Source organism: Phycisphaerae bacterium, from assembly GCA_035275405.1.
Lineage (GTDB): Bacteria > Planctomycetota > Phycisphaerae > UBA1845 > UTPLA1 > DATEMU01.
Genome location: DATEMU010000013.1, coordinates 110,377 through 137,359 on the forward strand (window position 1 = coordinate 110,377; position 26,983 = coordinate 137,359).

23 protein-coding genes and 1 pseudogene are annotated in these 26,983 nt (G+C 62.1%); 7 read left to right on the forward strand and 17 right to left on the reverse strand.

Features of this window, described 5'->3' with window-relative positions; genetic code table 11:
- Positions 1–6 precede the first annotated feature (6 nt).
- The 4 genes from VJZ71_15995 to pyrR form a co-directional block, all read right to left on the reverse strand.
- Positions 7–255, reverse strand: a complete 249-nt coding sequence (locus VJZ71_15995) for a type II toxin-antitoxin system ParD family antitoxin (protein ID HKQ49575.1) — start codon at positions 253–255, stop codon at positions 7–9.
- Positions 256–346: 91 nt separating this feature from the next.
- Positions 347–1,036, reverse strand: a complete 690-nt coding sequence (locus tag VJZ71_16000) for a PP2C family protein-serine/threonine phosphatase (protein HKQ49576.1) — start codon at positions 1,034–1,036, stop codon at positions 347–349.
- Positions 1,037–1,194: 158 nt separating this feature from the next.
- Positions 1,195–2,199: an aspartate carbamoyltransferase catalytic subunit gene (locus VJZ71_16005; GenBank protein HKQ49577.1), complete on the reverse strand. Its 1,005-nt coding sequence runs from the start codon at positions 2,197–2,199 to the stop codon at positions 1,195–1,197.
- A complete protein-coding gene (gene pyrR, locus VJZ71_16010; protein HKQ49578.1) occupies positions 2,196–2,717 on the reverse strand; it encodes a bifunctional pyr operon transcriptional regulator/uracil phosphoribosyltransferase PyrR in 522 nt (173 codons plus the stop codon). Before pyrR ends, VJZ71_16005 begins: the two co-directional genes overlap by 4 nt.
- 170 nt (positions 2,718–2,887) lie before the next feature.
- On the opposite strand from pyrR, the gene VJZ71_16015 reads away from it, so the two are divergent.
- From VJZ71_16015 to VJZ71_16025, 3 genes are all read left to right on the forward strand, one after another.
- A complete protein-coding gene (locus tag VJZ71_16015; GenBank protein HKQ49579.1) occupies positions 2,888–4,084 on the forward strand; it encodes an efflux RND transporter periplasmic adaptor subunit in 1,197 nt (398 codons plus the stop codon).
- A 7-nt stretch (positions 4,085–4,091) separates the two neighbouring features.
- Positions 4,092–4,886: an ABC transporter ATP-binding protein gene (locus VJZ71_16020; protein ID HKQ49580.1), complete on the forward strand. Its 795-nt coding sequence runs from the start codon at positions 4,092–4,094 to the stop codon at positions 4,884–4,886.
- Positions 4,887–5,030: 144 nt separating this feature from the next.
- Entirely contained in the window at positions 5,031–5,804 is a 774-nt protein-coding gene (locus VJZ71_16025) for a protein-L-isoaspartate(D-aspartate) O-methyltransferase (GenBank protein ID HKQ49581.1), read from the forward strand.
- A 9-nt stretch (positions 5,805–5,813) separates the two neighbouring features.
- Here the strand turns inward: VJZ71_16025 and VJZ71_16030 are convergent, their stop codons facing one another.
- The 4 genes from VJZ71_16030 to ftcD form a co-directional block, all read right to left on the reverse strand.
- The gene (locus VJZ71_16030; protein HKQ49582.1) at positions 5,814–6,122 is read right to left on the reverse strand and encodes a type II toxin-antitoxin system RelE/ParE family toxin; all 309 of its coding nucleotides are present in this window, start codon (positions 6,120–6,122) and stop codon (positions 5,814–5,816) included.
- Positions 6,119–6,409 (reverse strand): type II toxin-antitoxin system Phd/YefM family antitoxin, encoded by a 291-nt coding sequence (locus VJZ71_16035; GenBank protein ID HKQ49583.1) that lies wholly within the window; start codon positions 6,407–6,409, stop codon positions 6,119–6,121. The genes VJZ71_16030 and VJZ71_16035 overlap by 4 nt, the downstream gene beginning before the upstream one ends.
- A 166-nt stretch (positions 6,410–6,575) precedes the next feature.
- Positions 6,576–6,983, reverse strand: coding sequence for a hypothetical protein (locus VJZ71_16040; GenBank protein HKQ49584.1), 408 nt, complete (start codon positions 6,981–6,983; stop codon positions 6,576–6,578).
- 917 nt (positions 6,984–7,900) lie between these two features.
- The gene (gene ftcD / locus VJZ71_16045) at positions 7,901–9,586 is read right to left on the reverse strand and encodes a glutamate formimidoyltransferase (protein ID HKQ49585.1); all 1,686 of its coding nucleotides are present in this window, start codon (positions 9,584–9,586) and stop codon (positions 7,901–7,903) included.
- Positions 9,587–9,771: 185 nt separating this feature from the next.
- Here ftcD and VJZ71_16050 point away from each other — a divergent pair, with 185 nt between their 5' ends.
- Together VJZ71_16050 and VJZ71_16055 are read left to right on the forward strand one after the other, a co-directional pair.
- Positions 9,772–12,072 (forward strand): protein kinase, encoded by a 2,301-nt coding sequence (locus VJZ71_16050; protein HKQ49586.1) that lies wholly within the window; start codon positions 9,772–9,774, stop codon positions 12,070–12,072.
- 11 nt (positions 12,073–12,083) lie between these two features.
- Positions 12,084–12,755 carry a hypothetical protein gene (locus VJZ71_16055; protein ID HKQ49587.1) on the forward strand — a complete coding sequence of 224 codons (672 nt, stop codon included), beginning with the start codon at positions 12,084–12,086 and terminating at the stop codon, positions 12,753–12,755.
- Positions 12,756–12,782: 27 nt separating this feature from the next.
- Here VJZ71_16055 and hutI read toward each other — a convergent pair whose 3' ends face one another.
- From hutI to VJZ71_16095, 8 genes and pseudogenes are all read right to left on the reverse strand, one after another.
- A complete protein-coding gene (gene hutI / locus VJZ71_16060; protein ID HKQ49588.1) occupies positions 12,783–14,030 on the reverse strand; it encodes an imidazolonepropionase in 1,248 nt (415 codons plus the stop codon).
- 92 nt (positions 14,031–14,122) lie between these two features.
- Positions 14,123–14,593: a GNAT family N-acetyltransferase gene (locus VJZ71_16065; protein ID HKQ49589.1), complete on the reverse strand. Its 471-nt coding sequence runs from the start codon at positions 14,591–14,593 to the stop codon at positions 14,123–14,125.
- Between the two features lie 58 nt (positions 14,594–14,651).
- Positions 14,652–16,451, reverse strand: coding sequence for a phospholipid carrier-dependent glycosyltransferase (locus tag VJZ71_16070; protein ID HKQ49590.1), 1,800 nt, complete (start codon positions 16,449–16,451; stop codon positions 14,652–14,654).
- 94 nt (positions 16,452–16,545) lie between these two features.
- Positions 16,546–18,609 (reverse strand): ATP-dependent zinc metalloprotease FtsH, encoded by a 2,064-nt coding sequence (gene ftsH / locus VJZ71_16075; GenBank protein ID HKQ49591.1) that lies wholly within the window; start codon positions 18,607–18,609, stop codon positions 16,546–16,548.
- A 97-nt stretch (positions 18,610–18,706) separates the two neighbouring features.
- On the reverse strand, positions 18,707–19,279 hold the full coding sequence (locus VJZ71_16080) for a hypothetical protein (GenBank protein HKQ49592.1): 573 nt from the start codon (positions 19,277–19,279) through the stop codon (positions 18,707–18,709).
- An 85-nt stretch (positions 19,280–19,364) separates the two neighbouring features.
- Positions 19,365–19,709, reverse strand: a complete 345-nt coding sequence (locus tag VJZ71_16085; GenBank protein ID HKQ49593.1) for a PQQ-binding-like beta-propeller repeat protein — start codon at positions 19,707–19,709, stop codon at positions 19,365–19,367.
- A gap of 154 nt (positions 19,710–19,863) precedes the next feature.
- Positions 19,864–20,211 (reverse strand): annotated as a pseudogene (locus VJZ71_16090) (PQQ-binding-like beta-propeller repeat protein).
- Between the two features lie 31 nt (positions 20,212–20,242).
- Positions 20,243–22,297 carry a hypothetical protein gene (locus VJZ71_16095; GenBank protein ID HKQ49594.1) on the reverse strand — a complete coding sequence of 685 codons (2,055 nt, stop codon included), beginning with the start codon at positions 22,295–22,297 and terminating at the stop codon, positions 20,243–20,245.
- A 720-nt stretch (positions 22,298–23,017) separates the two neighbouring features.
- On the opposite strand from VJZ71_16095, the gene bamD reads away from it, so the two are divergent.
- Positions 23,018–24,088: an outer membrane protein assembly factor BamD gene (bamD, locus tag VJZ71_16100; protein ID HKQ49595.1), complete on the forward strand. Its 1,071-nt coding sequence runs from the start codon at positions 23,018–23,020 to the stop codon at positions 24,086–24,088.
- 53 nt (positions 24,089–24,141) lie between these two features.
- Here bamD and VJZ71_16105 read toward each other — a convergent pair whose 3' ends face one another.
- Positions 24,142–25,056 carry a hypothetical protein gene (locus VJZ71_16105; GenBank protein ID HKQ49596.1) on the reverse strand — a complete coding sequence of 305 codons (915 nt, stop codon included), beginning with the start codon at positions 25,054–25,056 and terminating at the stop codon, positions 24,142–24,144.
- A 69-nt stretch (positions 25,057–25,125) separates the two neighbouring features.
- Between VJZ71_16105 and VJZ71_16110 the strand changes: the two genes are divergently transcribed.
- Positions 25,126–26,787, forward strand: coding sequence for a hypothetical protein (locus tag VJZ71_16110; GenBank protein ID HKQ49597.1), 1,662 nt, complete (start codon positions 25,126–25,128; stop codon positions 26,785–26,787).
- Positions 26,788–26,983 lie beyond the last annotated feature (196 nt).

Consider the following 26,983-nt stretch of genomic DNA (forward strand, 5'->3'; position numbering starts at 1 on the left):
ACTTGCTTAGGTGTGACCTTTCAACCTTCTCATCACTTCTTCGCCATCCACCAGTTCGCCCCGCCGCGCCTGATCAATTCCATCCTGTATCTTTTGTCGCACTTCGTCTTTCCCCAACTTTTCTTCCGCCTTCTGTTCCTCGAGCAGCCGAAGACCGGCAAGGAGCACCTCGGACGGCGTTTCGTAATCGCCGCTGGCGACGCGCTGCGCTACAAATCGATCGAGTTCAGGCGGCAGGTCAATCTTGAGCGTCATGACTCCGCCATTTTACGTAGGCTATCGATAGAATTCAACGAAGGAAAGAATTTCCACACCCGCCCGAGAAACGAGGGCTTCTGGCCCCCGTTCACGCCGCCGCCCGACCGCCGCCGCACAAGATCAACATCGACAAGTCATCCTGCTCCGCCGTCGGCGACTCAAATACGCGAAGGCTGCGACGCATGGCCCGCAAGACGCCCCCCGGCCTCTGATGCAGCGCGGTACATACACGCCGCAGCCCAAATCGATCTCCATCCCTTCCGACACAATCCAACAGGCCGTCCGTGAATCCCACGGCGTAATCGTGAGCGCCTAATCTCGTGCACTGGGCCTTGGGCGGCCGCCATTCCATGTCGTCGAGCACGCCCAGCGGCATGCCGGTGGCGCGATAGTGTTCGACGCCACTCGCCGCCCGTCGGACCAAAACGTCCGGATTGCCGGCGTTGATCATTGTCAGCAATTGAGTCCCGAAATCCAGGTGCATCATCGTGACGCACACGAAAAAATTGTCGACGCTGAAGCGGCGATAGACCATTCTGTTCCATCGCCGCAGCACGGTCTCGTCTACGCTGCCAGCCATCTCTCGTTTGAGGATGGGCTCAAGAAAGGCTGTGACGTGGGCGGCGGCGTCTCCATGGCCGCAGGCGTCGCCGAGCATGACGGTCAACGACTGCGCCGTTTCGTGGCGAAGGATGAAATCGCCGCCGCGCAGGCCCGACGGTCGGCTCCAGCTACGGATACCGGCCCAGCCTTGATATTGGTTGATTTGCTCGTCCATGCGCCGTCCTCGAAAAAAAACCTGTGAAGTCTGTTCAATTGAATTATGACCGCGCGGACTGACGCGCCCTTCAAAAAGGCATAACAGGTCCGAAAGACAAAAACCGCACTTTTGGCGTTGCCAGTATTGAAAAAAGGGATGGGAGAATGACAGGATTGTTACGGGTGCTCGGACGCCTGCTTGCACAAAAACATCACCGCCATGCGCACCGCCAATCCGTTGGTGACTTGGCGCAGCACCGCGCTCTGCTGGCCGTCTGCCACGTCGGCGGACATCTCGATCCCGCGGTTGATCGGCCCCGGGTGCATCACCAGGACATCCGGCTTGGCCCGCTTCATTCGTTCCGTCGTCAGCCCAAACAACCGCGAATATTCCTGCAAGCTGGGAAACACATTGGACGCGATCCGTTCGCTCTGAATCCGCAGCATGTTGATCACATCGAATTCGCCGATCAGGCTGTCGAAATCGTGGCAGATCCTCGCCCCCAATTGCGTGAATGTGCGCGGCACCAGCGTCGTCGGGCCGACCAGGGTCACCTGCGCCCCAAGTTTGAGCAGACCATAGAGATTCGACCGTGCCACCCGGGAGTTCGCGACGTCGCCGACGATCGCTATCTTGAGCCCGTCGACCCGTCCCTTGGCCTGCCGGATCGTGTAAATATCCAACAGTCCCTGCGTCGGGTGTTCATGCCGCCCGTCGCCCGCGTTAATGACGCTGCACTTCACGTTTTTCGCGACGAGATGCGGCGCGCCCGCCGCGGGATGGCGGCAGACGATCAGATCGACGCCCATCGCCTCGATATTCCGTACCGTATCGCGGAGCGTCTCTCCCTTGCTGACCGAGCTGTCTTTGGACGTAAAATCGATCACGTCGGCGGAGAGCCGCTGCGCCGCCAGCGTGAAGCTCGTTCGCGTTCGCGTCGAATCCTCGAAGAAGAGATTGACGACCACCCGCCCCCGCAGCGCCGGCACCTTTTTCACGCTCCGGGTCGACACATCCTCAAACGCATCGGCGGTCTCCAGAATCGTGCGGATCTCCTCGGCGTTCAGGTCCTCCAGCCCCAACAAATTGCGATGCGGCCACGCCACCGCCTCGCGCGACGCCGCACCCGCCTCCGATACGGTCCGGCGAACCTGCTCCGCGGGATTGACCGTGCCGCTCATTCCGACGCCTCCACGCGATCCACGCCGTCGCTTCCGATCAGCCGCACCGTCACATGCTCCGTCTCGGACTTCGTTTTCACTCCCACAAAGTCCGGCTGGATGGGCAGCTCTCGTCCCCCGCGATCGACCAGGATGGCCAGGCGTATCGCCTTCGGCCGTCCCAGATCGTTGATGGCCGCCAGCGCCGCCCGAACCGACCGGCCCGTGTAAAGCACGTCGTCCACGAGGACGATGTATCGTCCGCCCACATCAAACTCGATCTCCGTCGTCCGCACGACAGCCGCCGGGCCGATCTCCGCCAGATCGTCGCGATACAGCGTGATGTCCAGGCAACCATAAGCGACATCGCGAACGCCCTCCGTCGCCAGAATCGGCAGAATCCGCCGCGCCAACTCGTCCCCGCGCCGCCGAATCCCGATCAGCCCCACGGCGCAGTCCGGCGGAATAGAACCGGCGATCTCGCGCGCCAGGCGCTCGAGGGTCTGCCGGATCCCCTTGTCATCGAGCAAAATTCTCATGGGATCGCCCGCCAGCTTACCGCCGCCCCTTCCCCACGACAACCGAGTCCGCGAAATTCCTCCGCCTTTGGCGGTCCCCAACAAAGCACTATAATGTGGCGCTTGGGATGGCGGGGAGCGGTCGTCGATGGTCGTCGGCCGGTTCCGGGGAATGGGACCGCACAGTAGCCATGAAGAGTCTCGGCATTATCCTTACAGTTACGGCCCTTGGGGCGGGCGGCTGGATCGGCTATAACAAGTACGTCGCAGAGTCCCCTTCCGACACCTTTGTCCTCAAAAAACTGGACCGCGGTGACATTACTCAGACCGTCTCCGCGACCGGTACCATCGAGCCGGTCACCAAGGTCATCGTCGGTTCGCAGGTCAGCGGAAATATCCTGAAATGGTACGCGGACTTCAATGCCAAGGTCCCGGCGGGGTTTGTCCTTGCCGAGTTGGACCCCGACCGCTTCAAGACCGCATTCAACCAGGCCAAGGCGGAAGTCCTCACTGCCAAGGCCCGCGAGGAAGAGGCCCGTGTCCGTCATAAGGACGCTCAGCGCGAGCGAAAGCGCATCCAGGAGCTGATGGACAAGAGCAACGCCAGCGAGAATGAGTTCCTGATCGCCCAGGCCGCCGAGGATGCCGCGCTGGCCGCCTGGCACGCCGCGCAGGCCGGCGTCGAGGCCGCCGAAGCGAGCAGAAATTCAGCCCAGGTCGATCTCGATCGGACCATCATTCGCTCCCCCATCGACGGCGTCGTCATCTCGCGAAACATCGACGTCGGGCAGACCGTCGCGGCCTCGCTCCAGGCGCCGGAACTTTTCCTTATTGCCAACGATCTCACGCGGATGCAGGTGAACGCCAATGTCGCCGAATCCGACATTGGTCTGATCGCCGAGGGCCGCCCGGCGACCTTTCGGGTGGATGCTTACCCGAACCGCACGTTCACCGGGAAGATTTCGCAGATCCGTTACAACGCAACGATCCTCGACGGCGTGGTGACCTATGTAACGCTCATCGAAGTCCACAATCCGGATTACGCCCTGCGGCCGGGAATGACCGCAAACGTCACTTTCGAAGTGGCCAAGGTCGCCAACGTCGTGCGCATCCCCAACGCCGCCCTCCGCTTCAATCCCAATCCACCGGATTCCGCCACGGCTTCGCGAGGCAACCGCGGCGGCGCGCGAGTGCCCACTGTTTATGTCGTTGAAAAGAAGAAGCCCAAGTCGATGCAGGTGCAGATCGGCCTGTCCGACGGCGCCTATACGGAACTCGTGGCCGGCGGTCTTCAGGAGGGCAGCGCCGTCATCACCGAGCGTGCCTGGCAGGGGAGGGACTCCGCGCGGGCCAACCCCATGCAGTCCATGCGCCCGCCGCGCGGTTAGGGCGCCCATGAACGCCGATGCTTCCCATCCCGCTCATTCCCACGACCGCAATGGTCGGCCGCTCATCCGCGTTCGAGACATTCACAAGACCTACCACATCGGCGAGATCGACGTCCCGGCCGTTCGCGGCGTCAGCCTGGAGATCCAGCACGGTCAATTCGTCGGCATCATGGGCCCCAGCGGGTCGGGCAAGTCGACGTTCATGCACCTGCTCGGCTGTCTGGATCGGGCCGATCGCGGGGACTATGAGTTGGACGGACAACCAATCGGTCGCCTTTCCAAGCGCGACTTGGCCCGGCTGCGCAACCGCCGCATCGGGTTTGTCTTTCAGAGCTTCAATCTCCTCTCGCGCACAACCGTCCTCGACAACGTCGCCATGCCGCTCACTTATCAGGGCCTGCGCCGCGCCGAGCGCCGCCGCCGCGCAATGGAGATGCTCGATCGCGTCGGCCTGGGTGACCGTGTTCAACATAAGAGTAACCAGCTCTCCGGCGGCCAGCAGCAGCGCGTGGCCATTGCCCGCGCCCTCGTCACCCGTCCGGTCCTCGTTCTTGCCGACGAGCCGACGGGCAACCTCGACACGGCAACGGGTGTCGAGATCATGCGCATCCTGCAGGAACTCAACCGCGATGAAGGCTTGACGATCGCATTGGTGACGCACGAGGCCGACATCGCTCTCTATACCCAGCGCGTCGTCTTCTTCCGCGACGGCAAGATCTACTCCGACGTGATGAATCAGGACGTCCACGATGCGAAGGCGTTTAGGCCGTCCGCGGAGGAAAAGGCGGCGGTGGCAGGCTAGGCTTATGCTGGGGTTGATGGCGGTGCGAAAATCCTCTCTCGCACCTTTTCGCGGAGGCGCCCAATGCCCGCGAATCCAAGAACCAATCGCTTGTATGTGATCTCCAATTCGTGCCGTCTCTTTTCTCGATCGGGGGTGGTTTTCATGATCGCGCTATTCCACACTGCGTGGCCGCAATGCCGCCCATCCGCCGGAAACTCTGCCCCGCCCCCCCCATCGGGCCCGACCGCATCTACCACCACGAGTCCCGCCGGTCTCCCGCGGACGACGGAGCGCCAAACCGAGCGTCGTCGTATGGTCGATCAACAAATGGCCGCCCGCGACATCCGCGATGCGCGCGTGCTCGCCGCGATGCGCAACGTCCCACGGCATTGGTTCGTGCCCGAAGACTCCGCCCGCAGCGCCTACGACGACCGCCCCCTGCCCATCGGCTGGGACCAAACGATCTCGCAGCCTTACATCGTCGCGCTGATGACCCAGCTCCTCGCGATCAAGCCGGGCGAGAAAGTGCTGGAGATCGGCACCGGCTCGGGATACCAGGCCGCCGTCCTCGCCGAACTGACCGAAAAGGTGTACACGATTGAAATCGTTGAGCCACTCGCCAAACGGACGATCGACATCCTGCGCGAACGAGGCTACAAGAATATTCACGTCCGCATCGGCGACGGCTATCTCGGCTGGCCCGAAGAGGCCCCGTTCGACGCAATCATCGTCACCTGCGCCCCCGAAGACCCGCCACCTGCGTTGATCAAGCAACTCGCCGCCGGCGGCCGCATGTGCATCCCCGTCGGCTCACTGTGGACCGGTCAGGAACTGATCCTTCTGCGCAAGGAGAAAGATGGCACTCTGAAGAAGGAATCGGTCGCGCCGGTCCAGTTCGTTCCGATGACGGGCAAGGCGCAGGATAAGCGGCCGTAATCGCACAACTTAATTATCGAGCGGATCGATCGGCCTTCGCGCGCCGTGTCGGACGTGTAGAACATGAACCTCGTCGCCGCGAATAGTAAACAGGACGCGGTAGTTTCCGATGACAAGGTGCCGAATTGCGACGTTGAATTCTTCCGATTCAGGCGCGAGCGGACATCGCTCCGGCACTTCCTTCAGCGAAAGTATCGCGTCTTCAATTTGATTGGCCCATTTCAGCGCGTTTTCCGGTGAATGCTTCGCAATGAATACGAGAGCGTCGTTAATTTCTTCCTCAACGGATGGGGACGTGATGACCCGGAAGCGTATCATCCGCGGGGAATCTTATGCTTCTTTCGCAACTCCGCAAAAAACTCCTCCGCAGGACGGCCCTTCCCCTGCGTCATCGACTCCAACCCCCGCCGAATCCCCGCGATCGTCTCGGCCCGCTCGACGGCTTCCAGCAGCTTCTGATAGGCCTCTGCATCCTGCACGACGATCTCTGCCTTGCCGTTGACGGTCAAGAGCTCCGCACGCCCGCGCTTCTTCAGCCGTTCGATATGCTCCTTGTGGTTTCGCAGAAAATCCGTCAGCGGATGGATGTCGGTCATGTGGATCATGGCAGGCTCCTGTCTGATTATTATCATACTATTATATGATAGCACCAAGCAGCGATCAAAGGGTGGCCATGGCCCGACTTTTTGTAGCGCAAAGGAAGGGCGGCGAATCCGTCACTGACGAACCACCGCCCGAAAACACCCAACGCCGATACGGAAACCGAAGGGCCTACGGGCTCGCCGCTTTCGCGCCCTCGTTTGGCATCTCCGCACCGTCGGCGGGAACGATTGCTTTCAAATCCAGCGGATTCGGCGGCCTTACATCAAAGCGGGCGATAATGTCCTTGTCCCGGTCCATCAAAACGTCCAACACCGGGTTGGTGGTCTGCCCGACGCCGGCGTTGCCGCGCCAGCTCGTAAAGACCCACGAGACCGCCGGAGTGGCGGTCAGGCGCACCACGTCTCCCCTGCGATGAAGGCTGGTGCAGCAGGGCTCGACGGTGCCATCGCCTTCGATCGTGATTCTCAACACCGTCGCGTCCAGGTCCTGGGGGCAACTGGTGTTGCCGAGGATGGGTATCGCCAGCAGGCAGAGGATTAAGATGCCCATTCGCGTTCGTCGCACTGTCGACTGCATGATTCAAACCTCCGAGGAATTTCCCAACGGCCATTCATGGTCGAAACGGATTCCATGTTTACTTTGTTAGCGGCTGCCCGGGGGGCAGCCTCCCGAAACGGTCTGTATTTTCCCTGTTCAACTCCCAGCGGTCAAATAACCGCCAATTCCTGGATGCGGCCCCTGACGCCTGCTAGTTCATCCTCGCGGGGACGCATTCGAGGATCTTCGCCTCGCCGGCAAGGGCCATATTCTCCAGTGCGACAGACCGGGCCAGGTACTCACGCGAAATCGGGAGTTTCTCCAGCAAGACCTCGCTGCACTTCCACGTGTAGGAAGGGCATGCGGAAGTATATCTTCGTAATTCGTTGCTATGGCGCGAGTTCGGCGAAGTTGAAGGGGCGCCCACATTCCGGGCAGATCATAGAGACATTTCCGATCAGGCTATAGGCGCATCCAGGACAAAGGGTACCGTTTTGTATCGGAAGCGGTTGGCGAAGCCTGTTGTATGCGAGCATAAGCACGACATTCGAAAGTCCAAAGAATGCACAGAGATAGACTCCGTACTTCAGCATCAATAGCCAATGATTGGGGTCAGGGTTCCCAAGAGAAAAAACGAGGGCGAGACTTATGGCGCCGCATCCACATGCGATTCCCGATGCAAGCGCTCGTCGAAAGGTCCTGACCATAGACTGACATCGCCAAAGTATCATCCATGGGATACCCGCCACGGCGGCCATTCCGACCGTTAGCCAAAGCCGCTGATAGTTCAAAACAAAAGTCGGCAATTCTCCATGCTGCGCGAAAATCGACACTGCCATCAATCCGATTCCCCCGATGTAAACGGTGACGCCCGTGAGAAACGAATACCCGATTAAACGCGGAGGCGACCAAAGTTCAGAACGATATACGACAGCCCTGACTGGCAAGGATTGCCCTCACAATAACCTGCGCTCGACAGATTCCTGTATCGCCTGCTCGCAACTCGATATCTTCGCCTCGATTTCTCTCGCCTGCCGCCGAAACTCCTGCACGGCCGCCTTATCCGTCAACCCCTTCGCATTGATCTTCACATTCAAATGCGCCCCAATCACCGCCGCCCGGGCGCATGCCGCGGCTACCCCCGCGTCCGAGACGCTCGCCTCCATCCCATGGTCCGCCATCGCTGCGATCACCTCCATCGACGCCAGGGCCTCCTCCATGACCGCCAGGGGGACCTCGATCGCCCTTTTCGTTGCCGCCTCGACCGCCGCCGCCCTCGCCGACTTCTCCGACTCGCTACCGTTCGGCAAGCCATGCGCCGCCATCAGGGTGTTGAAGGCCTCGGTGTCCTCGTCCACGAGCTGCATCAGCCGCGCCCAATGGGCTTTGCCGCGCTCCGCCCACGTCGAAAACTCCTCCCAGCGCTCGTCCCAGCCCCGCTTATGGCTCGACAGGTTTGCCACCATCGTCGCCAGCGCCGCCCCCAGCGCCCCTACCAGCGCCGACACGCTCCCACCGCCCGGCGCAGGGGCCTCGCTCGCGGTCAACTCGACAAACCCTACGACGGTGCGATCCACCAGCCGCCCCGCGGACTTGTCGGCAATGGCGTATTCGATGATCTTTTCTTCCGGCTTAAATGGGCTTAGGTCGTTCAGCCCCAGACTCTTCACCGCGATTTTGATCAGCTCCCGATCGCTCACGCCGACCGAGCGGTGCTGCTTGCGCAGAAAATATCGCCCCGCCTCCAACATCGCCGAGAGCGGAACCATTCCCACAATCTCGCTGCCCGTCACGCGCACGCCCCGCGCCTCGGCCTTCTTGCAACATTCGTCGAATGCGACGTGGATCGGCGTTACGGCGAGGTTGGTCAGGTTGATCGAAATCTGCGCGATTCCATACTCTTCGATGTACCAGCCGATGGCCTTGCAACATTTGAGCGATCCCGGCTCCCACAGCTTTTCGCCCTTGGCGTCCAGGACGGGCTTGCCGCCCGCCTTGCCATCGATCGTCTTGATGCGCCCCTTCTCGCGAATGTCGTAGGCGATGGCGTTCGCCCGGCGGACGCTCGTCGTGTTCAGGTTGACGTTGTACGCAACGAGAAAATCGCGCGCGCCGACCGCCGTCGCCCCGCTCTTCTCATTCAACTTCGCCGGCCCGAAATCCGGCTTCCATTCCGGCCGGCTCAACTTCTCCGCCAGCCCCTCGTATTCCCCGGCGCGGACGCTCGCCAGATTCTTCCGCTCGGGTTTCGTCGCCGCGTATTCATAGAGAAAAACCGGAACACCCAGCTCCTCGCCGATCCGCCGACCGAGCTTCTTCGCCCATTCGACCGTCTCTTCCATCGTAATCCCCGAAATCGGCACCAGCGGGCAAACATCCGTCGCCCCGAACCGCGGATGCTCACCCTTGTGCCGCCGCATGTCGATCACCTCAGCCGACTGTTTCGCCGCCCGAAATGCCGCCTCGCAGACAAGCCCCGGCGGACCGACGAACGTCACCACGGTGCGGTTGGTCGCCTGACCGGGGTCAACGTCCAGTAATCGCACGCCTTCGACGGTCAGAATCTGGTCTGTGATCTGTTTGATGACGGCGGGATCGCGGCCTTCGGAGAAGTTGGGGACACACTCAATAAGGGGGGGCATTCAGAACCTCCACCGCGTAGTTTAGACCCGGACACACGGGTCGCAAACCCTACTCCGATCGCACTTTACACAGCCCGTCGACGTGGGATATACTGGCGGGCCGCGTGGCGGATGGGCCAGTCGGGCGCTCTCGTCGCCTTCTCATCGCATCGAGCAGTTCGCCGCCATCAGTCGGAGCGGAATACTTGTCGGAGCCCGCGCCAACTTCAGCGCCGGGGGGCCAACGTCCGGAGCCTACGACTCCCGCGCCAACGTCTGTCCCCACCGCGCCCAGCGACGTCCTTCCGACGCCCGCCGATTTATTCCCGGGCTACGAGATCATCGCGGAGATCAGCCGCGGCGGTCAGGGCATCGTTTACCAGGCGATCCAGACGGCCACCAAGCGCAAAGTCGCCCTTAAGGTCCTGCTGCACGGCCACTATGCCGACAGCGCCCAGCGCAAGCGCTTCCAGCGCGAAATCGAAACTCTTGCGCAGCTTCGCCACCCCAACATCGTCTCGATCTTCGACGCCGATCTGACAAAGGACGGCCGCCAGTTCTACGTGATGGACTACGTCCGCGGCAAACGCCTCGACGCATATGTCCAGACGCAGCGGGCCTCCGTCGAGCAGATGGCCCAACTCTTCATTGGCATTTGCGACGCGATGCACCATGCCCACGAACATGGCTTCGTCCATCGCGACCTTAAGCCGCAGAACATCCTCGTCGACAGCGACGGCCACACCCACATCCTCGACTTCGGCCTCGCCCGGCCGATGGCCGCCGGCGTGGACCCGCAACTCTCCACGAGCCTGCACGTCATGGGGACCCTCCGCTACCTCTCCCCCGAGCAGGCCGGCCGCGATCCCGGCGCCATCGATCGGCGGACGGATATCTATTCCCTGGGCGTCATTCTTTACACGCTTTTGACTGGCGCCACACCGTACGATACGGACAGCGATCTCCACTCGGCCCTCGATAACATCCTGCACGCCGCCCCGAAGCGGCCCAGCACGGTCTGCGCGGGAATCGATCCCGATCTGGAGACGATCATACTGACGTGCCTGTCCAAGGAGCGCGAACGCCGCTACCAAACCGCGACGGCCCTGGCGGGGGACCTGCGCGCGTTCCTGGCCGGCGCGGCGATCACGGCCAGGCAGGACAGCCGGGGATACCTCGTCAGGAAGCATGCCCAGCGCGCTGTGGCGAGACATCCTATCACGACCCATCTGGGAATCATTGTGGTGGCGACATTGCTGGCAAGGCCCGTCGGAGACTATCTCTTCTTTGGATTAACGCCGGTCGGCGGATGGGTTGATCGATTCATCATCGGCCGGTTTGCGGTGCCACCCGCCGGGCCGGCGCTGCAGCAGGTCCGCATCATAACCATGACGGATTCGACGGGGATGCCCGCCCTGGCGAAGCAGGAATCCCTGGCCGACGTCTCGCGGGACAATCGTCAAAGCTATCGCCGGCTGCACGGGCGCCTGATGGAGCGGCTCGCGCAGGCCGGCGTTCGAGCCGTGGCCTTCGACATAACTTTTATGGGGAATTCGCCATTTGATGAGGATTTCGTCAGCGGGGTGCGGGCGCTGCGCGCGGCCGGAGCCGAGGTCATCGTCACCGTGACGGACTGGCCGCTGCAAGGTTTGTCCTCGGCGCAACTGAGCGGGATCATTGCCCCGGACGTTCGTTGGGGCCGGCCCGTTCTTGCGAAGGAGGCCCCTTGGCGCCTGGTTCTCTTTATGCAGCGCGGCGTAACGGAGCCGATGCCGTCGATGGCGTTGACCACGTTTGCCGCCTGTCGCCAGCCCGACGCGGAACCCGTCTTTCGCGTCAATGAAGCCCGGGAGTCCCTGGAGATCATCTACTACAAAGCCGATCCCAACGTGCCGCGTTCCAAACAATTGCTGGAATCATCGGATCATATCAATCTTACCTACCTGACGCCCGTCCCCACCGACGTATCGAAAATGGGGCTCAAGTCCGGCGACTATGTGGGCCATTTCATTATTCCGATGCCCAACGACGACGTTCTGACCGCCTCCACCATCGACTACCGCGAAATCTTCTCCGCCGCGCTGCATGATTTGAAGGACATGCTCCGCGACAAGGTGGTCGTGATCGGAGACCTGACCAGCAAGGATTGGTACCCCCATCCGGACGGTCGCACGTTGCCGGGTTGCCACGCCCACGCCGTGGGGATTGACATGCTGTTGCGATCGATTTCGCTGGGTCGTCCGCGTTGGGAGGCCAAGATTGCTATGACCCTTGGCGCCGCTTTATTGGGGTGCCTCATCGTGGCATTCGCAGCCGGGCGCCGCTGGAAGACGTACCTGCTCGTCGCCGCCGCCGCCGCCGCGAGCTTCGGAGCAAGCCTGATCATCGTGCGACTGGCCTCCACGGCATGGAATCCCCTGTTGGCCATTCTCGCAATGTTCATGGCGTGTGAAATGAGCCTATGGATTGGTCGAAGGAATAAACTCGATCGTCAAACTGTTCAATAAGGAGATTCCCGATGTCTGGCCGAAATGCAACTCTCGCGCTCACCCTTGGAATGCTGGGAATGGTCGGTTGTTTGGGCGGCTTCCCCCCGCCGCCGCCGGGGATAAAAACGAGTCCGCGCGCGATCCTCACCGGCGTGATCGTGCGGCCTCATCAGGAAATTAAGAGTAACTATTTCCATCGCTACAAGGTTAAATTCAATTTGGACAAAGTGCCAAGTGAATTCGATGCCCTGATCGGACCTTATCCTTATAACGTGTCTCCACTTCCGGACTTCGTCGCGCAGTATCGAAACCCCATTCCGCGCATCTACATCGCGTCAGGCTATGTCTATGAGGCCGGCGAGTGTCCTTCCGCCGAAACAGATCTGGTGGATGCCACCGCGCACGGCAGCAACGCCACCATGATCACCCAGGTCGACGGGGCCATCCACCGTGTTTTCCTCGTGAGAAAGATTACGGGAACCGAACAAGCGACCGTTACGCTCAAGGGCGTTTCGCCCACCGTGCAAATAATAATGAACGCGAGCACGACTATGGCGGATCAGTACGTCGAGGCTATGCTGCCGGGACCTACGCTCACCGGGCCTCATAATGTCGCTGGGTCTGGGCAGGCTGGCTTTGTGGCAGACGTCAAGGCCTTTGCGGGCGAGGCCGCGCTCATCGATGCGTCCACGCCACCCTAAAACAGAATCTAGCGGCGATCCAGGCGATTACGCCGACTGAAGAACAGGAAGAATCTGCCTGCCCCGTTTGAGCACGGATCGAACAGCATTGGCGCCGACGCGGTATGGCCATGCGTCGATGTTTGGCACATCGAGGACGAGGAGGTCCGCCTGATACCCGACCGCGATCGCCCCGATCCGATCCGCGCGGTGTAGCGCCGCTGCGGCGTTGGCCGTGCAGGCCACCAGGCACTCGACCGGCGTCATCCGCAACATCGTGCAGGCGATCGACATGACGAGGGGCAGCGACTCGATCATCGACGAGCCGGGGTTGCAATCCGTCGCCAACGCGACCGGCAGTCCCGCGTCGATCAGCTTCCGCGCCGGCGCGGGCGTCGTGTTCAGGAAAAACGAACAGCCGGGCAGCAGCACGGGGATTGTCTTCGACGCTTTCAGCGCCGTGATATCCTCGTCATCGATGCATTCGAGATGATCCGCTGACGCCGCTCCCAGTTCGACGGCCATCCGCGTGCCTCCGGTTTTCGTGATCTGCTCGGCATGAATCTTCGGCGTCAGGCCCGCGTTCTTGCAGGCCGTCAAGTATCGTCGGGATTGTTCGACGCTGAAGGCCCCACGCTCGCAGAACACATCGGCGAACTCGGCGAGCTTCTCCTCATGCAGCCGTAGTAAAAACGCCGCATCCGTCATCGCCGCGAGAAAGTCTTCCGCCCGTCCTTCAAACTCCGGCGGGACGGTGTGCGCCCCGAGGTAGGTCGCCACAATCTCGATGGGCACCTGCCGCGCGATCTCGCGGATCGCCGTCAACATCTTCAGCTCGTCGTCCGGGCTCAGCCCATACCCGCTCTTGATCTCCAGCGTCGTGACGCCGCCGGCGATCATTCGCCTGACGCGCGGAAGCGATCCCTCCACCAAATCCTCGACGTTTGCGGCCCGCACCGCCCGCATCGTGCTGCGAATCCCCCCGCCCGCCTGCATGATCTCCAGATACGACGCCCCTTTGATCCGCTGAACAAACTCCCCCTCGCGCATGCCCGCGAAAACGGCGTGCGTATGACAATCCACCAGCCCCGGCGTCACGCACCCCCCGCCCGCATCGACCGTCTCATCAAACGGCCCCTCCGGTCGCTCGCCCTTCGGCCCGAACCATGCGATCCGCCCATCCTCGATCACGAGCGCGGCGTCTTTAATGATCGGTGGCGCAATGAATTGTTCGCCCGACGCCGGCCCCGGCGGAACGACGATCAGCTGTCCGATGTTGTGTAAAAGCGTGCGCATAAAACTAGCGAATGAAGAATAGCAAATAGCGAATGTCCCGTCTAACAGTGTTGCGCTGCGGTCTTCTTTCGCTATTCGCTATTCGCCATTCGCTATTCCTCTTCCTCCCCCGACCCCTCGCCGATTGCCTTTTCAAAAATGATGAGATTGTCCGCCCGGTCAGGGTCCCACCGCACGCCGGCGATGTTGAAACCCATCTTGATCGCCATGTGCAGGATCGGCCGATGGGCGTTGTGGCACTCCATGCGCATGTGCAGATACTCGTGCTCCGCCGCCCACGCGCACTGCGCCTCGTGCATCTGCGTCGCGATCCCCAGCCGCCGATAGTCCGGCAGGATCCCCGTCAGCCACGAAAAAAAGACCGTCGGCTTGAGTTCGAACCCCGTGGAAAACGCGACCGGCTGCTTGTCGACGTGCGCCACAAGCAAAAGCGCGTTATACCGACCGCGCAGGCGCCGTCGAAAAAACTCCACGTCGTGCGCCGGCCGGAAGATCTCGTTGTAAAGATCGGCGATCAACGGCAGCTCGCCCGGGCCGACAATCATCACTTCCGCATTGGCCATTTCACTAGGATATAAACGCGGACCGGCTTTGTCGAATCGGTCGCCGCGGCGACAAACATCAATTCCTCCAGCGTCCGCCGATCGGCCGCGCCAGCCGGTAGACCTGGATCGAATTGCCGATGTTGGCCACCGGACGGATGAGCTTCCCTTCAGCGATCTCCAGGGCCGGCACGAAGATGAATCGACCGTGGTCATTCACCGGGTAGGACCTTCCGCGAAGCGAGTTGCTGATGGCCACCAGGCCCGGCCCCAGGGGTTGGCCCTCCGCCAGGTCGGGAACTCGATAATCGATTCCGTAGATCGCGGGATCCACCCGCCCGAAGTACAGCAGTTGAATCGGGCCGGTTTCGCGCTGCGTCTGGAAATGCCGCAGGGCGATGAGATCCTGGCCCCAGTCGAGGTTCGAGTCCGTCGCGTACCGGAATCCCTGCGACGGGCCGCCGGCGATCTGGTTGAAGTAGGTCAGGTAATGCGGGTGAATTCGGGCAGTCTCGACGCCGCACCAGACCAGCAGGACCGTGACAATGGCCGACCACCAGCGCCGCCTCGGCGCTGCGCAGAGGCAGATGGCGACAAAGAGCCAGACCAGGGGAGCGGCGGGGAGGATCATCCGCAGCCCCAGTTGCTTGTTGGAAAAAAATGAGAACACGACGAACAGCAGCGCCGCCGGCATGAGCAATAACCAGGGGAGCAGGCCGCGGTACGCACGAAGCGCCAGCGCCCGGCCCATCCCTAGAAAAAAGAGCGCCAGTAGCGGCAGTGGGGTCTTCACCGCCAACAGTGCGATGAAATAGAACCACTTGCCTCCGAAGTAGTATTGGCCGAAGAGAAACGAGGGGTCCCCGACTGCCGCGTCGCGAAGCTGGTTGTCCAGCGCCGTCACGAAGCTCGCGGGCAGCGGCAAGGGCGTCCCGCCGGGGACGATCCGTTGCACCAGCTTGCCCGCGCCGCTGGCGAAGGCGAACGAGTTAAGAAGCCGCCCCACTTCCTGAAAATGATACCCCGCGCAGATCGTGACTCCGCTCACCAGAAAGGCCAACGCCAGACCGGCAAAGAGCCGCGGCAACGTCGACTTCCTGTAACAGAGCCAACCGACGATGACGAGGACCGGCGCGATGGCGTAGAGGTACAGGCACGAGGATTTCGTCAGCGCGGCAAGTCCGAGGGCCAGGCCCGCCCCGGCCGATCGGGCCAGGTTGGGCCGGTGCAGAAAAAGGTGGAGCGCGGCCAGCGCCAGCACCGTGAAAAAGGCGCACCCGGCATCCGTCGTGACCAGTTGACTGTGCGCCATGATCCCCGGCGAAAACCACACCAGGCCCGCCGCCAACAGGCCCGCCGCGTTCGGTCGCGTCGGCGCGAGCAGACCGGCCCAGCCGAAAAGTAACACGCCGAGCATCGCCACGACGACGACCGTCACACACCGCGCCGCGACATAGAGGCGATGATAATTCGCCGTGTTCTTTTCCATGAACTCATAGCCGTTCGCCCAGAAGGCATACTTTTCATCCGGGGTGAAGTCCGTCGCCTCGGGCGACGACACCTCCATGAACAGCAGCGGAAGGGCCGACAGGACGTTCATCAGCGGCGGGTTCAACTCGCAATAACGGAAATCGCCCGTGGTCAGAACGTTGTAGCCGACGGGAAGGTGGCCGAATTCGTCCACCGTCACCGACTTCTGTCGAACCGCAAGAAGGGACAGTGACGCAAAGACGGCCGCCATGACGGCCAGAAAGACCCACGCCCACCGACGCGGCACATCGGTGACGAGGACCTGGGGTTGATTCGCGCAGGGGGGATCCGTCAAATCTGCGCCGCCTTCGTGTCCCTCCATCGGATCACTGCCCGCCAGTTGCGCCATGATGGTCAAGCCCCGCGATCAGCCGATCGGTGTCGCGGGAGCGTATCGCATCATGATCTAGGCGAACAGAGTTTGAGCGATAGAACGGTTTGGCCTACCCCAGCCCGGGCTGCGGCATCGACCCGCCCGGCGGCAACTGTGGCTCGGGCCGCCCCGTCACCGGTCGCGCCGTCTGCGGCTTGGGACCGACGTTTTCGTCGAACAGGATGCCCGTCAGGCTCGGCCGGTCCAGCGCCTCGCCCCGGCACAAGAGCCGGACTTCGTCGGCGTCGAGGGTCTCGTACTTCATGAGCGCCAGCGCGACCGCCTCGACCTTTTCCCAGTTCTCCGAAAGCAGCCGCTCCGCGTCGCGATAGGCCTCGTCGATCAGCCGCCGGACCTCCTCGTCAATCAAATGGGCGGTCTCATCCGAATAGGGCTTGTCCGCGAAAAACGCGTCCTTCCCGGACTCCGGCGAATACTTCACAAACCCCAGCTTCGGGCTCATGCCCCACTCGATGACCATGGCCTTGGCCAGCTTCGTGGCGTATTCGATGTCCATCGCCGCCCCGCTGCTGGCGTCCTTGCTGTGCCGGAACTCGGCGATTCGACCGCCGCAAAGCACCCGCATCGTCGCGTGCAGCCACCGCACCCCGAACCCGTAGCGATCTTTCTCCGGCAGCGACATCGTCGCTCCCAGCGCCCGGCCGCGCGGGATGATCGTGACCTTGTGCAGCGGATCGGCGTCGGGCAGGAGCACTTGAATCACCGTATGACCGGCCTCATGGTAGGCCGTCGCCATCCGCTCCTGCTCCTCGATCGCCCGGCTCTTGTTGGAGCGGCCGTAGCGGATCTTGTCGCGGGCCTCCTCGAGGTCGTCCATCTCGACCATGTCCTTGTTCTGCATAGTCGCGATGATCGCCGCCTCGTTGATGATCGCCGCCAGCTCCGCCCCGCTGAACATCGGCGTCCCCCGGGCCAGCCGCATCAGGTCCACCCGCGGCGACATCTTCACCTTCCGGGCATGGACCTTCAGAATCTCCATCCGTCCCTTGATATCCGGCAACGACACATACACGCGGCGATCGAATCGCCCCGGTCGCGTGAGCGCCGGGTCGAGGATGTCGTCGCGATTGGTCGCGGCGATCACGATCACCTGGTCCGACGTATCGAACCCATCCATCTCGACAAGGATCGCGTTCAACGTCTGCTCGCGCTCATCGTGACCGCCGCCGTTGTAGGCCGCGCCGCGCCGCCGGCCGACCGCGTCGATCTCATCCAGAAAGATGATGCACGGCGAATTTTCTTTCGCGCTCTTGAACAGATCTCGCACGCGGCTCGCGCCCACGCCGACGAACATCTCTACAAAGTCCGCGCCGCTGATGGAGAAGAACGGCACATCCGCCTCGCCCGCGATCGCCTTGGCGAGGAGCGTCTTGCCGCAGCCCGGCTCGCCGACCAACAGCACGCCGCGCGGAATCCGCCCGCCCAGCCGCTGGAACTTCTTGGGCGTCTTGAGAAACTCGATGATCTCGGCGACCTCTTCCTTCGCCTCGTCCACCCCCGCCACGTCCTTGAACGTGACGTTGGTCAACTCCTTGTTGCTGACGCGGTGCCGCGAACGGCCGAAGCTGCCCAGCATCCCCGCCCCGCCCGCCGACGCCCGCAGGTGCCGGAAGATGATGAAGTAGATAAACCCGAAGATCAGAATCCACGGCACGATCCCGATGAGCAGGTTCATGTACGGCGTGCTGCTCGGTGCGTAGGTGATCTTCGTCCCCGGGCATGTCTTGCGCAGCTTCTCCTCGATCTCCGACACCTGACCGGCCGTGTTGTATTCGACCTTGAACCGCGCGTTCGCCCGGCCCTGCGGCCGACCCTGCGCCCGGTCGCTGAACTGCCCCGTGATCTGATCGTCGGAGAGTTCGATCGATTCGAAGTGACCCAGCGCCGCGTACTTCCAGAAGTCGCTGATGCTGATCTCCTGCGGCGCGGTGTAACCCTGTGACACCACCAGCGCGATCATCATCGCGATCAGCAAAAAGCCGATCCAGCTCATCACCCCGCGGGACATCTTCATCCGCGGCGGCGGCGGGGGACCGCCCTTGCCGCCGCGCGGCTTGCGCCCCGGTCGGGCTTCCGGCTGCTGATCGTCAGGTTCGAGGCCAATATCCGGCATGTATCTTTTTCTCGCCCTCAGAGAGGCGTAATAAGTACGTCTGAAAAAGGGACCCAGATCGCCAACACTCTATCGGATTATAGTCGCGGGGGCAGTATCACCAATCGGTGGTCTGCATCTCCTCGATGATCCGCTCGCTCAGCCGATCCATCGCCCGCTGGCTGGCATGGTAAAAATCCTCCCCCAACGGACGGACGTAATCCACGGTCTGGACATAGTTTGGGCGATCCAGCAGGACCTCGCCCGTTCGCAAATCCTTCCACTGAAAGCTGACCACCACGGTCTCGGCCGTTTCCCGAGGTCGAACCGTCCGGAAATCCCGCCCCAGCGTGCTTTGGCGGACCTCGCGTATCTCACCCGTAATGATCGAATCCGCCCGGTCTTTCTTGGCCAGCTTGAAGGGCGTCTCCGCTTCTAGACGCTTGGCCAGCGCCTCGGTTAGCTGCAATTCCAGCCCCCGCCGAAATTCCCGCGACTCGAACACATCCAGCGCCACGGTGCGTATCCGCTCGTTCTTCGAGTTTTTCGTCCGCGTGACCGCGTTGCGATCCGTCGAGTATCCGCAGCCCACCAGGAGACAGCAAAGTGTTGCAGGGAGGGCGAGGCTCCCGCCGAGCCGTTTGGCACCGGCCTTTAGTCGGTGTATCGCTGCCTTCTTAGTCTGGCTCATGCGGGGAGCGATTATACCCCTACTCCCCGCCCCGACAATCGGTACGCTCGCTGGCCCTGAATGGCCGTGGACGCATTTCCCTGGACTATGTAACAACGCAGGCCGCTGCCGCTGCAGCCTCGGCTTCCGCGCCGGCCGCCACGGCCGCCTGCGACGCACATTCACTCGCGCCCTCCATAGCCAGCATTACGGGGTTGAATCCCATCTTGGGCAATTCGTTGGTCCAGAGGATCGCACCCGTTCCGGCATCCAGACCATACGCATGGCCTGAGTGACCCACGAAGAGACGATTTCCCTTGAGGAGCATCGTCACGACGGCCGACGTGCCCGACGCAAACTTTGTCCGCCAAATCTCTTCGCCCGTCTGCGCATCCAGCGCCGCAACATACCGCCGCGACCCGACATAAAGCCGCTCCCGATTCTTTATCATGGTGATTCCTCCGCTCCGCCCACGACCGGGGCTCAAAACGTCCTCCTCCATATTCTATTCGCATTCGGCGACCAGCGCCGCGCTGCCTGGTCGCCGGGCCACTCTGCCCCTGACGCGAGAATCCCTTCTCGCACCCCGCTCGCCATGACCCAAGCTAAGCCGTTGCAACTGCCGCGCTCTTCGCTTCCGTTTGGGCCAGGACCGCCACGACCTCTTCCGAAGCGAATTCGGTTGCCCCGGGCATCGCCAATCGCATGGGCTGGTCGTCCGGCGCCCCTACCTCATTCGTCCAGAGAATCGCTCCCGTATTCGATTCCAGACAATACGCCCGGTCGGCGTATCCCATGTAAAGGCGCCCGCCCTTGAGGAGCATCGTCAACAGGCTCGTCGGCGCGCCCGACGGAAGCCGCGTCCGCCACACCTGCTCGCCACTTTCGGCATCCAGCGCCGCCACAAACCCCCGCGCACCGACAAAGATCTTCTCGCTCATGCTCGCCATGGCTAATCCTCCGCTCTGCCGCTTTCGCTATTCGCTATTCGCCATTCATAATTGTCTTTACAAACTCCCCCACATCCACCCCATCGACCTTCGACCGCCCATCCGCCTCCACGTCGCCGCTGACGTTCGCCAGATACCGCACACAATCCGACTCCCCCTCCGGCTCAAGCACCGCATCGACGAACGGCATGACATCCACGTCGTCCACGACTCCGTCGCAATTCATGTCGCCACGTTGGCACGTCGGTCCCCACCGGGCAAAGTAACGAGAGACATTTCCCCCCGCGGTCGAAAAGTGACCGCCTGAAATCAACTCCCCGTCGAATTCGACAAAGTCGCGTGCCCCACCGCCGAGACCGGTAGCAAAGGGGGCCCACGACGTACCATTCCATCGTGCGTTGTACGGTAAAGCCTCACCCCCGACGGTCGTATAACTGCCGCTGGCAACCAAATGGTTTCCAACCACCGAGAGTGCGAAAACCGATCCGTTCATCGCGCCGCCCACACGCGGCCAATTCATTCCATTCCATTCACGGACTTGGTATTCAAATACTCCAGCTTCAACCTCGAAACGGCCTGACGCATAGAGGCTTCCGTCGACAACCACAAGATCGCTGACGTTTCCCGGCAGGCCGGTGCTGAACGGTTCCCACCCTTTTCCGTCCCATTGGGCCATCTTCGGAACCGTGAAACCGTCAGCGGTAGTAAAAACTCCGTATGCCACGACCTTGTCACCCAAGACCGCCAGCCGCGACACCGCCCCGTTCATTCCGCTCCCCATCGGCCGCCATGCCGTGCCATTCCACGCTGCGATGTTGTTGGCCGAAATGCCGCCCACGTCGGTGAATCGGCCCCCAACGATCAATTCCCCATCGTATACCACGACGGCATTTGCATACGAATTCGAGCCTGGGATGCCGGTCCCCAGTGCCTGCCAGCTCGTACCATTCCATTGGGCGACGTCGCGGGCCTCGACATCGCCAGCGGCGAAGAAATCGCCTACAACAATTAGCCGATTGTGGTAAATCGTTGTCGCTCCTATCCAACCGAATCCACAACGGGCGCCCGGCGGCGAAAACTCCCCACAAGCCAAAATACCTTCTCCCATAGCACGCCAATCGGAACCGTCCCATTGCACTACCCTGTTGGCTTTCGTTCCCCCCGCGAACCGAAAAAGCCCTGCCGCAATGACATTTCCTTGAAAGACAGCAAGATGCTCAACGTAATCGCTAAATCCCAGGCCGATCGGTCGCCACAGGGCCCCATCGAATCTTTGAACTCCGTATTCTCCTGCGATCAGTTCGTTGTGATACTCAGCCAACGCAGTTACGTAGTTACCGAAAGCTCCGGAAAGTACCTCCCAGCGACTTCCGTCCCAACGCGCCACACCATAGCTCCCGAAACCATCGTCGGAGTACACAAGGCCCCCGGCGACAAGCCTGTCCTGGTAAACGCCAAGGGAGTAGATCTCCGAGTAACTCGCGATGCCCCCTTCTAAGGGCCGCCAACTCTTTCCATCCCATTGCATCACACTGGGATAGATTAATCCCCCCGCGACCAGCTTCCCGTGATGAACCTGAATGGCCAGTATCTGGTCGTTGCCCCCTATCCCAACCCCCTCGCCAAGCGGCGCCCAAGAAGCCCCGTCCCATTGGGCGATATTGTTTACGGATATACCTCCTGCGCTTGCAAACACCCCGCCCGCAATCAGCATTCCGTGATAGACCGTGAGTGCCGCGATGTAGGCCCCCGGGTCGAAACCGCCTCCCAGGGACTCCCATCGCTCGCCGTCCCATTGCGCAAGATGCGTCGGATGAGATTCGCCCGCGACCGTGAACGCCCCACCTATGACAATTCGACCGCGAAAGACGCAAATGCTATTCACCCACCCATTTACGCCTTCGCCGAGGGGCTCCCACGTCGAGCCATTCCAATAGGCCACTCCCTTCGCGCTCTGTCCCGCGACGCTGGTAAAGTAGCCTCCTGCAACCACGCCTCCTTGGTAGGCGCACAACGCAGAGACACCTGCGTCAATCTGATCTCCAATCGGATACCAAGTGGTCCCATCCCAGGCCGCGATCTGACTCACCGGGATACTCTCTACGGATGAAATCCACCCTCCCAAGACAAGCATTTCCGGCTGTGGACCGGGACCATCTGGATCCCATTTTGTCATAGCAAAGACTGCGCCATCCACGTACGGGTTCCCATGCCCCGGCCGCCACCCATACCCACACTCCCCCCGCGCCGCCGGGGCATGCCCGAGCGCAACGATCGCCATCGCGACCGTGCCATAGAGCCCATGCCCCCGGCGACGCTTGTGGGAGTCTGACCGACACGCCAAAGGCGTGCCGCTTACGAAATGCGGTTTCTTCCCATCCTGTAAATCTTGTAAATCCTGTCCCATTCCCGCCGTGCGCGCGGAATCCAACCCCCCAAAGTCGACGGACCTGCCAAATGGTGACATGACGCTACTCCGGCCCCCCACTGGACCTACTTCGAACCAACGGGGAATCTCCCCGTCAACGAAGGACCCAGTCGCCGGTCATGAGAATCGCGGGGGAATGAAAATAAATGCTGTTATGCGATCGAATAATAAATCGTACGTAGCGATCCTCGACTCGAAAACCACCGAGTCCGCTAAAACTATATCCGCCTGCGGCAGGCGTGTCTACCCTCAACCCCGAAAACCGAAGCTCAACTTTCACGATCTCCTCACCTCCCTCTTCATCTGCGCGATCTGCCTCCATCGGTGGCCCCCGTTTTAACTTTTTGACTTTTTGACGTTTTGACGTTTAGGATGCCCCCCATGAAGCACGGATGTTTCGCACCCCTTCTCATCCTCCTCGCCTCCGCGACCGCCCGCGGCGATGACAAGGCCAAACCCACCTACCACGAACGCCTCGAGTTCGACGCCGCCAAGGGCCAGTGGATTGAAATCGCCCCGCCCATCCCCGGCACCGAGGATGGCGACCTCGCACTCGCCCGCTCGCTCCTGGCCCAGTGCGAGTACAAAGACGCCCGCAAGGCCTTCGAGCACTGGTTCGAGACCTACCCGGAATCGACCCTCCGCCCCGAGGCCCTCTTCTACGCCGCCGAGACCGAAGTCTCTGCCGAGGACGCCAAGCCCAAGAGCGGCGATCTCATGCAGGCCCATCGCTGGCTGGAGGAAATCCTCGACGGCTGGCCCGGCACCAACATCGCCGACCGCGCCCTCCGCAAGGAACTCATCATCGCCGAGATGGTCCTCTTCAAGGGCCGCAAGCAGAAAGTCTGGAAGGTCCTCTGGCTCTCCGCCGACGAAGAGACCCTCACCATCCTCGACCGCATCATCGACGAACGCGCCCGCGAGACACCGATCGCCGAGCAGGCCCTCCGCCTCAAGGCCGACTACTACTACATCAACGGCAACTTCGAGGAGGCCGAAACCGCCTACGCCCGCCTCATGCGCGACTTCCCCCGGGGCCGCTACCACAAATTCGCCATGCTCCGCGCCGGTGAGTCAGCCCTGGCCCGCTTCCCCGGCGTCGAGTTCGACGACGCGGACCTGCTCGAAGCCGAGGTCTACCTCAAGGACTTCTCGCAGAAGTACCCGCAGGACGCCGGTGCTCAGCAAGTGCCGCAAACCCTCGCGCGGGTCAGCGACCAGCGCGCGGAGAAGGAATACCGCGTCGCGCAGTATTACGAGCGAACGAAGCAGATCGACGCAGCCGCGTATTACTATCGCCTCGTCGAAAAGGACTGGTCGGCGACCACCTGGGCCTTCGAAGCCCGCAACCGCCTCATTGCCATGGGCGCGATGGAGCCGCCCCCGGAACCGATGGAGCCCGCGCCGGAAGAGGCCACGACCACGCCACCCACTCAACCGCCCGGTGAGTAGCGGTAGCGTCCTCCCTCAGTGGGGGACGAAGTAGCGACGGCGTTCTTCGGACGTTAACCGATTGAGATAAGCCGCCCCGTACCATCCGCCGGCAATGCAAATTTCGGCGTATGGATCGTCACGCGCAGAAACAGCCCCCGAATCTCTTTCGACGGACCCGTCAGCCCTTCGAGTAGAATTCCTTCACCGCCGGCCATTTCGACCAGCCGCTCGCAAACCGTGTCATCGATATCGTAACCCTCCAACGTCACCTGCCGTGCCGCTTCATCCATTAACCGCGCAAAACTTTCACGAATACCACGCGTGTCGGCCGAATCCTTCGGCGGATCCGCCCGCAATTCGAAAACCAGATCAACGATCAGCATTCCCACGACCGCGAACGATGCCGCATAGTCCGGGACCAAAACGTGTCGAAGCCCGAACCGCCGCGCGATCTCGATTGCCTTCGCCTCAGACACGGCGCAACCGTAGCAAGTCAGTGTTGAACCCGCCCGTCCGAACCGTTTGACGACGGCGCCCACCGCATCTGCATCTGCCCATTTCCCGCGTTCGTGCGTTCCCGCTCGCCCGCGCGCATCAACCGCCGCGCATATATACGAACCCCGCCGCAATTCCAGGCACACGATTTCCCCCAGCCGATGCCGATCCGCCGCCTGCCGCGCCGCCGTCAATCCCGGCTCCGCGCGGACGTCGTCCGGCAACCGCCGAATCGCCCCCACCCCCAAGCTCCGCCCCACTCCCTCGATCCACCGCGCCATCACCTCGCTATCCGGCACACCCTCCGCGATTCGATACCGTAGTCGAAAGCCCGGTCGCGGAACCAGCTTATCCAGCGCCTGCGAAATCGCCGCCGTCACATCCGGCGCGGCAGCCCGCTCAATCCGAATCTCGACCCCATCCCATTTGCAAAGCTGCACATCGTCCTCACCCGCGTCGAGGCAGACAATCTCCGCGCCTTCATTCCGCATTCCACGTTCCGCATTCCGCATTTATGGCGCCTCGCTTGTCATCAGCCCGCGCGCGGCGATGATGCTGCCATGTTAACCGGCGGTACATCGCCCGGCGCAGCCCGCGCGACCTACGACGAACGCGCGCTGGCCCTCGCCCTCGCGGGCATCGGCTTCGCCCTCTCCGCCATCTTCGCCCTCCGCGACCCCGACGGCATCGTCCAGTTCGACGACCTCACCCACTACCTCTACGCCCGCTGGGCCTGGACCTGGCCCGCCTATCTGCTCGACGATTGGGGCCGCCCTGGCTTCACGGCCCTCTACTTCCTCCCCGCCGGTCTCAGTTGGGCCGCCTGCCGCATCCTGTCCTGTGCACTCTCCGCCGGTGCCGCGCTGGCCGCGTTTGAAATCGCCCGAACCCTCGGCCTCCGTCGCGCCTGGCTTGTCGTGCCGCTCGTCTTTGCCCAACCTCTCTTCTTCCAACTATCGCAAACGACGCTGACCGAAACGCCGATGGCCTTCTACCTCACACTCTCCGTCATGCTCGCGCAGAAGGGCCGCTGGACCACCTCCGCCGCGATCCTCTCCCCCGCCTTCGTCACCCGTCACGAAGCGATCATGTTCCTCCCACTCTGGTTCTTTTTCGCCTGGCGCGACCGAGTCGCCCTCTGGCGACTCTGGCCCCTCCTCTGGGCTCCGCTCGCCGTCAACTTCCTCGCCCCCCTCGCCGGCGTGAACGCCCCCATCGCCCGCCTCTTCGCCCCCACGCCCTCCACCCAATACGGTCGCGGAGGCTGGCTCACCTTCTTCTGCCGCGCACTGGAGGCCTGGGGCCCCGGCATCACCATCCTCGCTATGGTTGGATTTGTCCCCACTGTGCGCTTCCGCAACGGCGCACTTGTCGCCGCAACTATCGCCCTCTACTTCGCAGCACAAACCATCATCCGCGCTCTCGGTCTCTACGACTCCGGCGGCTACGCCCGCTTCCTCGTCCCCCTCAGCCCGCTCGTCGCCGTCGCTGCACTCGCGGGATGGAATGAACTCTGGAGCGCGGAAAAAACGCACTGGCGGCGCAGCGCCCTCATCGCCGCCAACGCCATGGTCCTCCTTTGGATCGCCTTGGAACGCCAACTCGTCTTATACGCCGCTCGCCGGGACCTCGCCGCCGAAATCCCCGAATTACACAAAGCTGTCGCCGTCGTTCGCTGGTCCGCTCTCGCACTCGCGCTCCTCGCCGTCATGATCGCCGCGCTGAGCACATCACGCGCCGTGCGCCGTTGGCCGCGCGCGCTCATGCCCTCGGCCCTCGCCGCGCTCACCCTCCTCGCCGTCTACGCCCTCTGCCATCCCCTCCGCAAACCCCCGGAAGCCGCCATCATCGCCGACGCCCGCGCCTGGCTCGCCGCCCAAAATCTCGGCGACCGCGAGATCATCTCCGCCAACGTCTGGCTCGATTACGTGACCAATCGCCGCCTGCCGCCCGATCGCCCCACCGTCCGCGAGCAGATCGCGAAAGCCCCCCTCGGCACGCTTGTCGCCTGGGAGCGCCAATTTGCCGCCTCACCTGACCACGGACTGGAACTCAGCGAATTCTTGAAAAGTCCCTCGTTCCGCCTCCTCCACCAGACCTCGCCACGGCCCTTCCAACGCGACCCCTACCTCACGATCTTCGAAAAAACCTCGCCTTGGGATGGCGGCCTATCAGAACCAGGCACGCCAGTGCCTGCCGAGAGACCTTTCACACCGCCGTAGACATGCCCAAGGAGTAAAGACTCGCCCCAATTGGCGTTTCTTCGCTCTAACCCAAAAAACATAGTTTTTTGACCATTTTCCGTGAATCCGTTACCCTATCTACCGTCTATAAGGCGCGGTCGGCCCCGATCCAACGCGCGGCACGACCCACACGAACCGGCCACAAGCCGACATCGTTTGACTACTCAGCGAGGTC

Excerpts from the sequence above, each read along its gene's own strand:
- VJZ71_15995 (HKQ49575.1), bottom strand. The coding sequence starts at position 255 with ATGACGCTCAAGATTGACCTGCCGCCTGAACTCGATCGATTTGTAGCG.
- VJZ71_16000 (HKQ49576.1), bottom strand. The coding sequence starts at position 1,036 with ATGGACGAGCAAATCAACCAATATCAAGGCTGGGCCGGTATCCGTAGC.
- VJZ71_16005 (HKQ49577.1), bottom strand. The coding sequence starts at position 2,199 with ATGAGCGGCACGGTCAATCCCGCGGAGCAGGTTCGCCGGACCGTATCG.
- pyrR (HKQ49578.1), bottom strand. The coding sequence starts at position 2,717 with ATGAGAATTTTGCTCGATGACAAGGGGATCCGGCAGACCCTCGAGCGC.
- VJZ71_16015 (HKQ49579.1), top strand. The coding sequence starts at position 2,888 with ATGAAGAGTCTCGGCATTATCCTTACAGTTACGGCCCTTGGGGCGGGC.
- VJZ71_16020 (HKQ49580.1), top strand. The coding sequence starts at position 4,092 with ATGAACGCCGATGCTTCCCATCCCGCTCATTCCCACGACCGCAATGGT.
- VJZ71_16025 (HKQ49581.1), top strand. The coding sequence starts at position 5,031 with ATGATCGCGCTATTCCACACTGCGTGGCCGCAATGCCGCCCATCCGCC.
- VJZ71_16030 (HKQ49582.1), bottom strand. The coding sequence starts at position 6,122 with ATGATACGCTTCCGGGTCATCACGTCCCCATCCGTTGAGGAAGAAATT.
- VJZ71_16035 (HKQ49583.1), bottom strand. The coding sequence starts at position 6,409 with ATGATCCACATGACCGACATCCATCCGCTGACGGATTTTCTGCGAAAC.
- VJZ71_16040 (HKQ49584.1), bottom strand. The coding sequence starts at position 6,983 with ATGCAGTCGACAGTGCGACGAACGCGAATGGGCATCTTAATCCTCTGC.
- ftcD (HKQ49585.1), bottom strand. The coding sequence starts at position 9,586 with ATGCCCCCCCTTATTGAGTGTGTCCCCAACTTCTCCGAAGGCCGCGAT.
- VJZ71_16055 (HKQ49587.1), top strand. The coding sequence starts at position 12,084 with ATGTCTGGCCGAAATGCAACTCTCGCGCTCACCCTTGGAATGCTGGGA.
- hutI (HKQ49588.1), bottom strand. The coding sequence starts at position 14,030 with ATGCGCACGCTTTTACACAACATCGGACAGCTGATCGTCGTTCCGCCG.
- VJZ71_16065 (HKQ49589.1), bottom strand. The coding sequence starts at position 14,593 with ATGGCCAATGCGGAAGTGATGATTGTCGGCCCGGGCGAGCTGCCGTTG.
- VJZ71_16070 (HKQ49590.1), bottom strand. The coding sequence starts at position 16,451 with ATGGCGCAACTGGCGGGCAGTGATCCGATGGAGGGACACGAAGGCGGC.
- ftsH (HKQ49591.1), bottom strand. The coding sequence starts at position 18,609 with ATGCCGGATATTGGCCTCGAACCTGACGATCAGCAGCCGGAAGCCCGA.
- VJZ71_16080 (HKQ49592.1), bottom strand. The coding sequence starts at position 19,279 with ATGAGCCAGACTAAGAAGGCAGCGATACACCGACTAAAGGCCGGTGCC.
- VJZ71_16085 (HKQ49593.1), bottom strand. The coding sequence starts at position 19,709 with ATGATAAAGAATCGGGAGCGGCTTTATGTCGGGTCGCGGCGGTATGTT.
- bamD (HKQ49595.1), top strand. The coding sequence starts at position 23,018 with ATGAAGCACGGATGTTTCGCACCCCTTCTCATCCTCCTCGCCTCCGCG.
- VJZ71_16105 (HKQ49596.1), bottom strand. The coding sequence starts at position 25,056 with ATGCGGAATGAAGGCGCGGAGATTGTCTGCCTCGACGCGGGTGAGGAC.
- VJZ71_16110 (HKQ49597.1), top strand. The coding sequence starts at position 25,126 with ATGTTAACCGGCGGTACATCGCCCGGCGCAGCCCGCGCGACCTACGAC.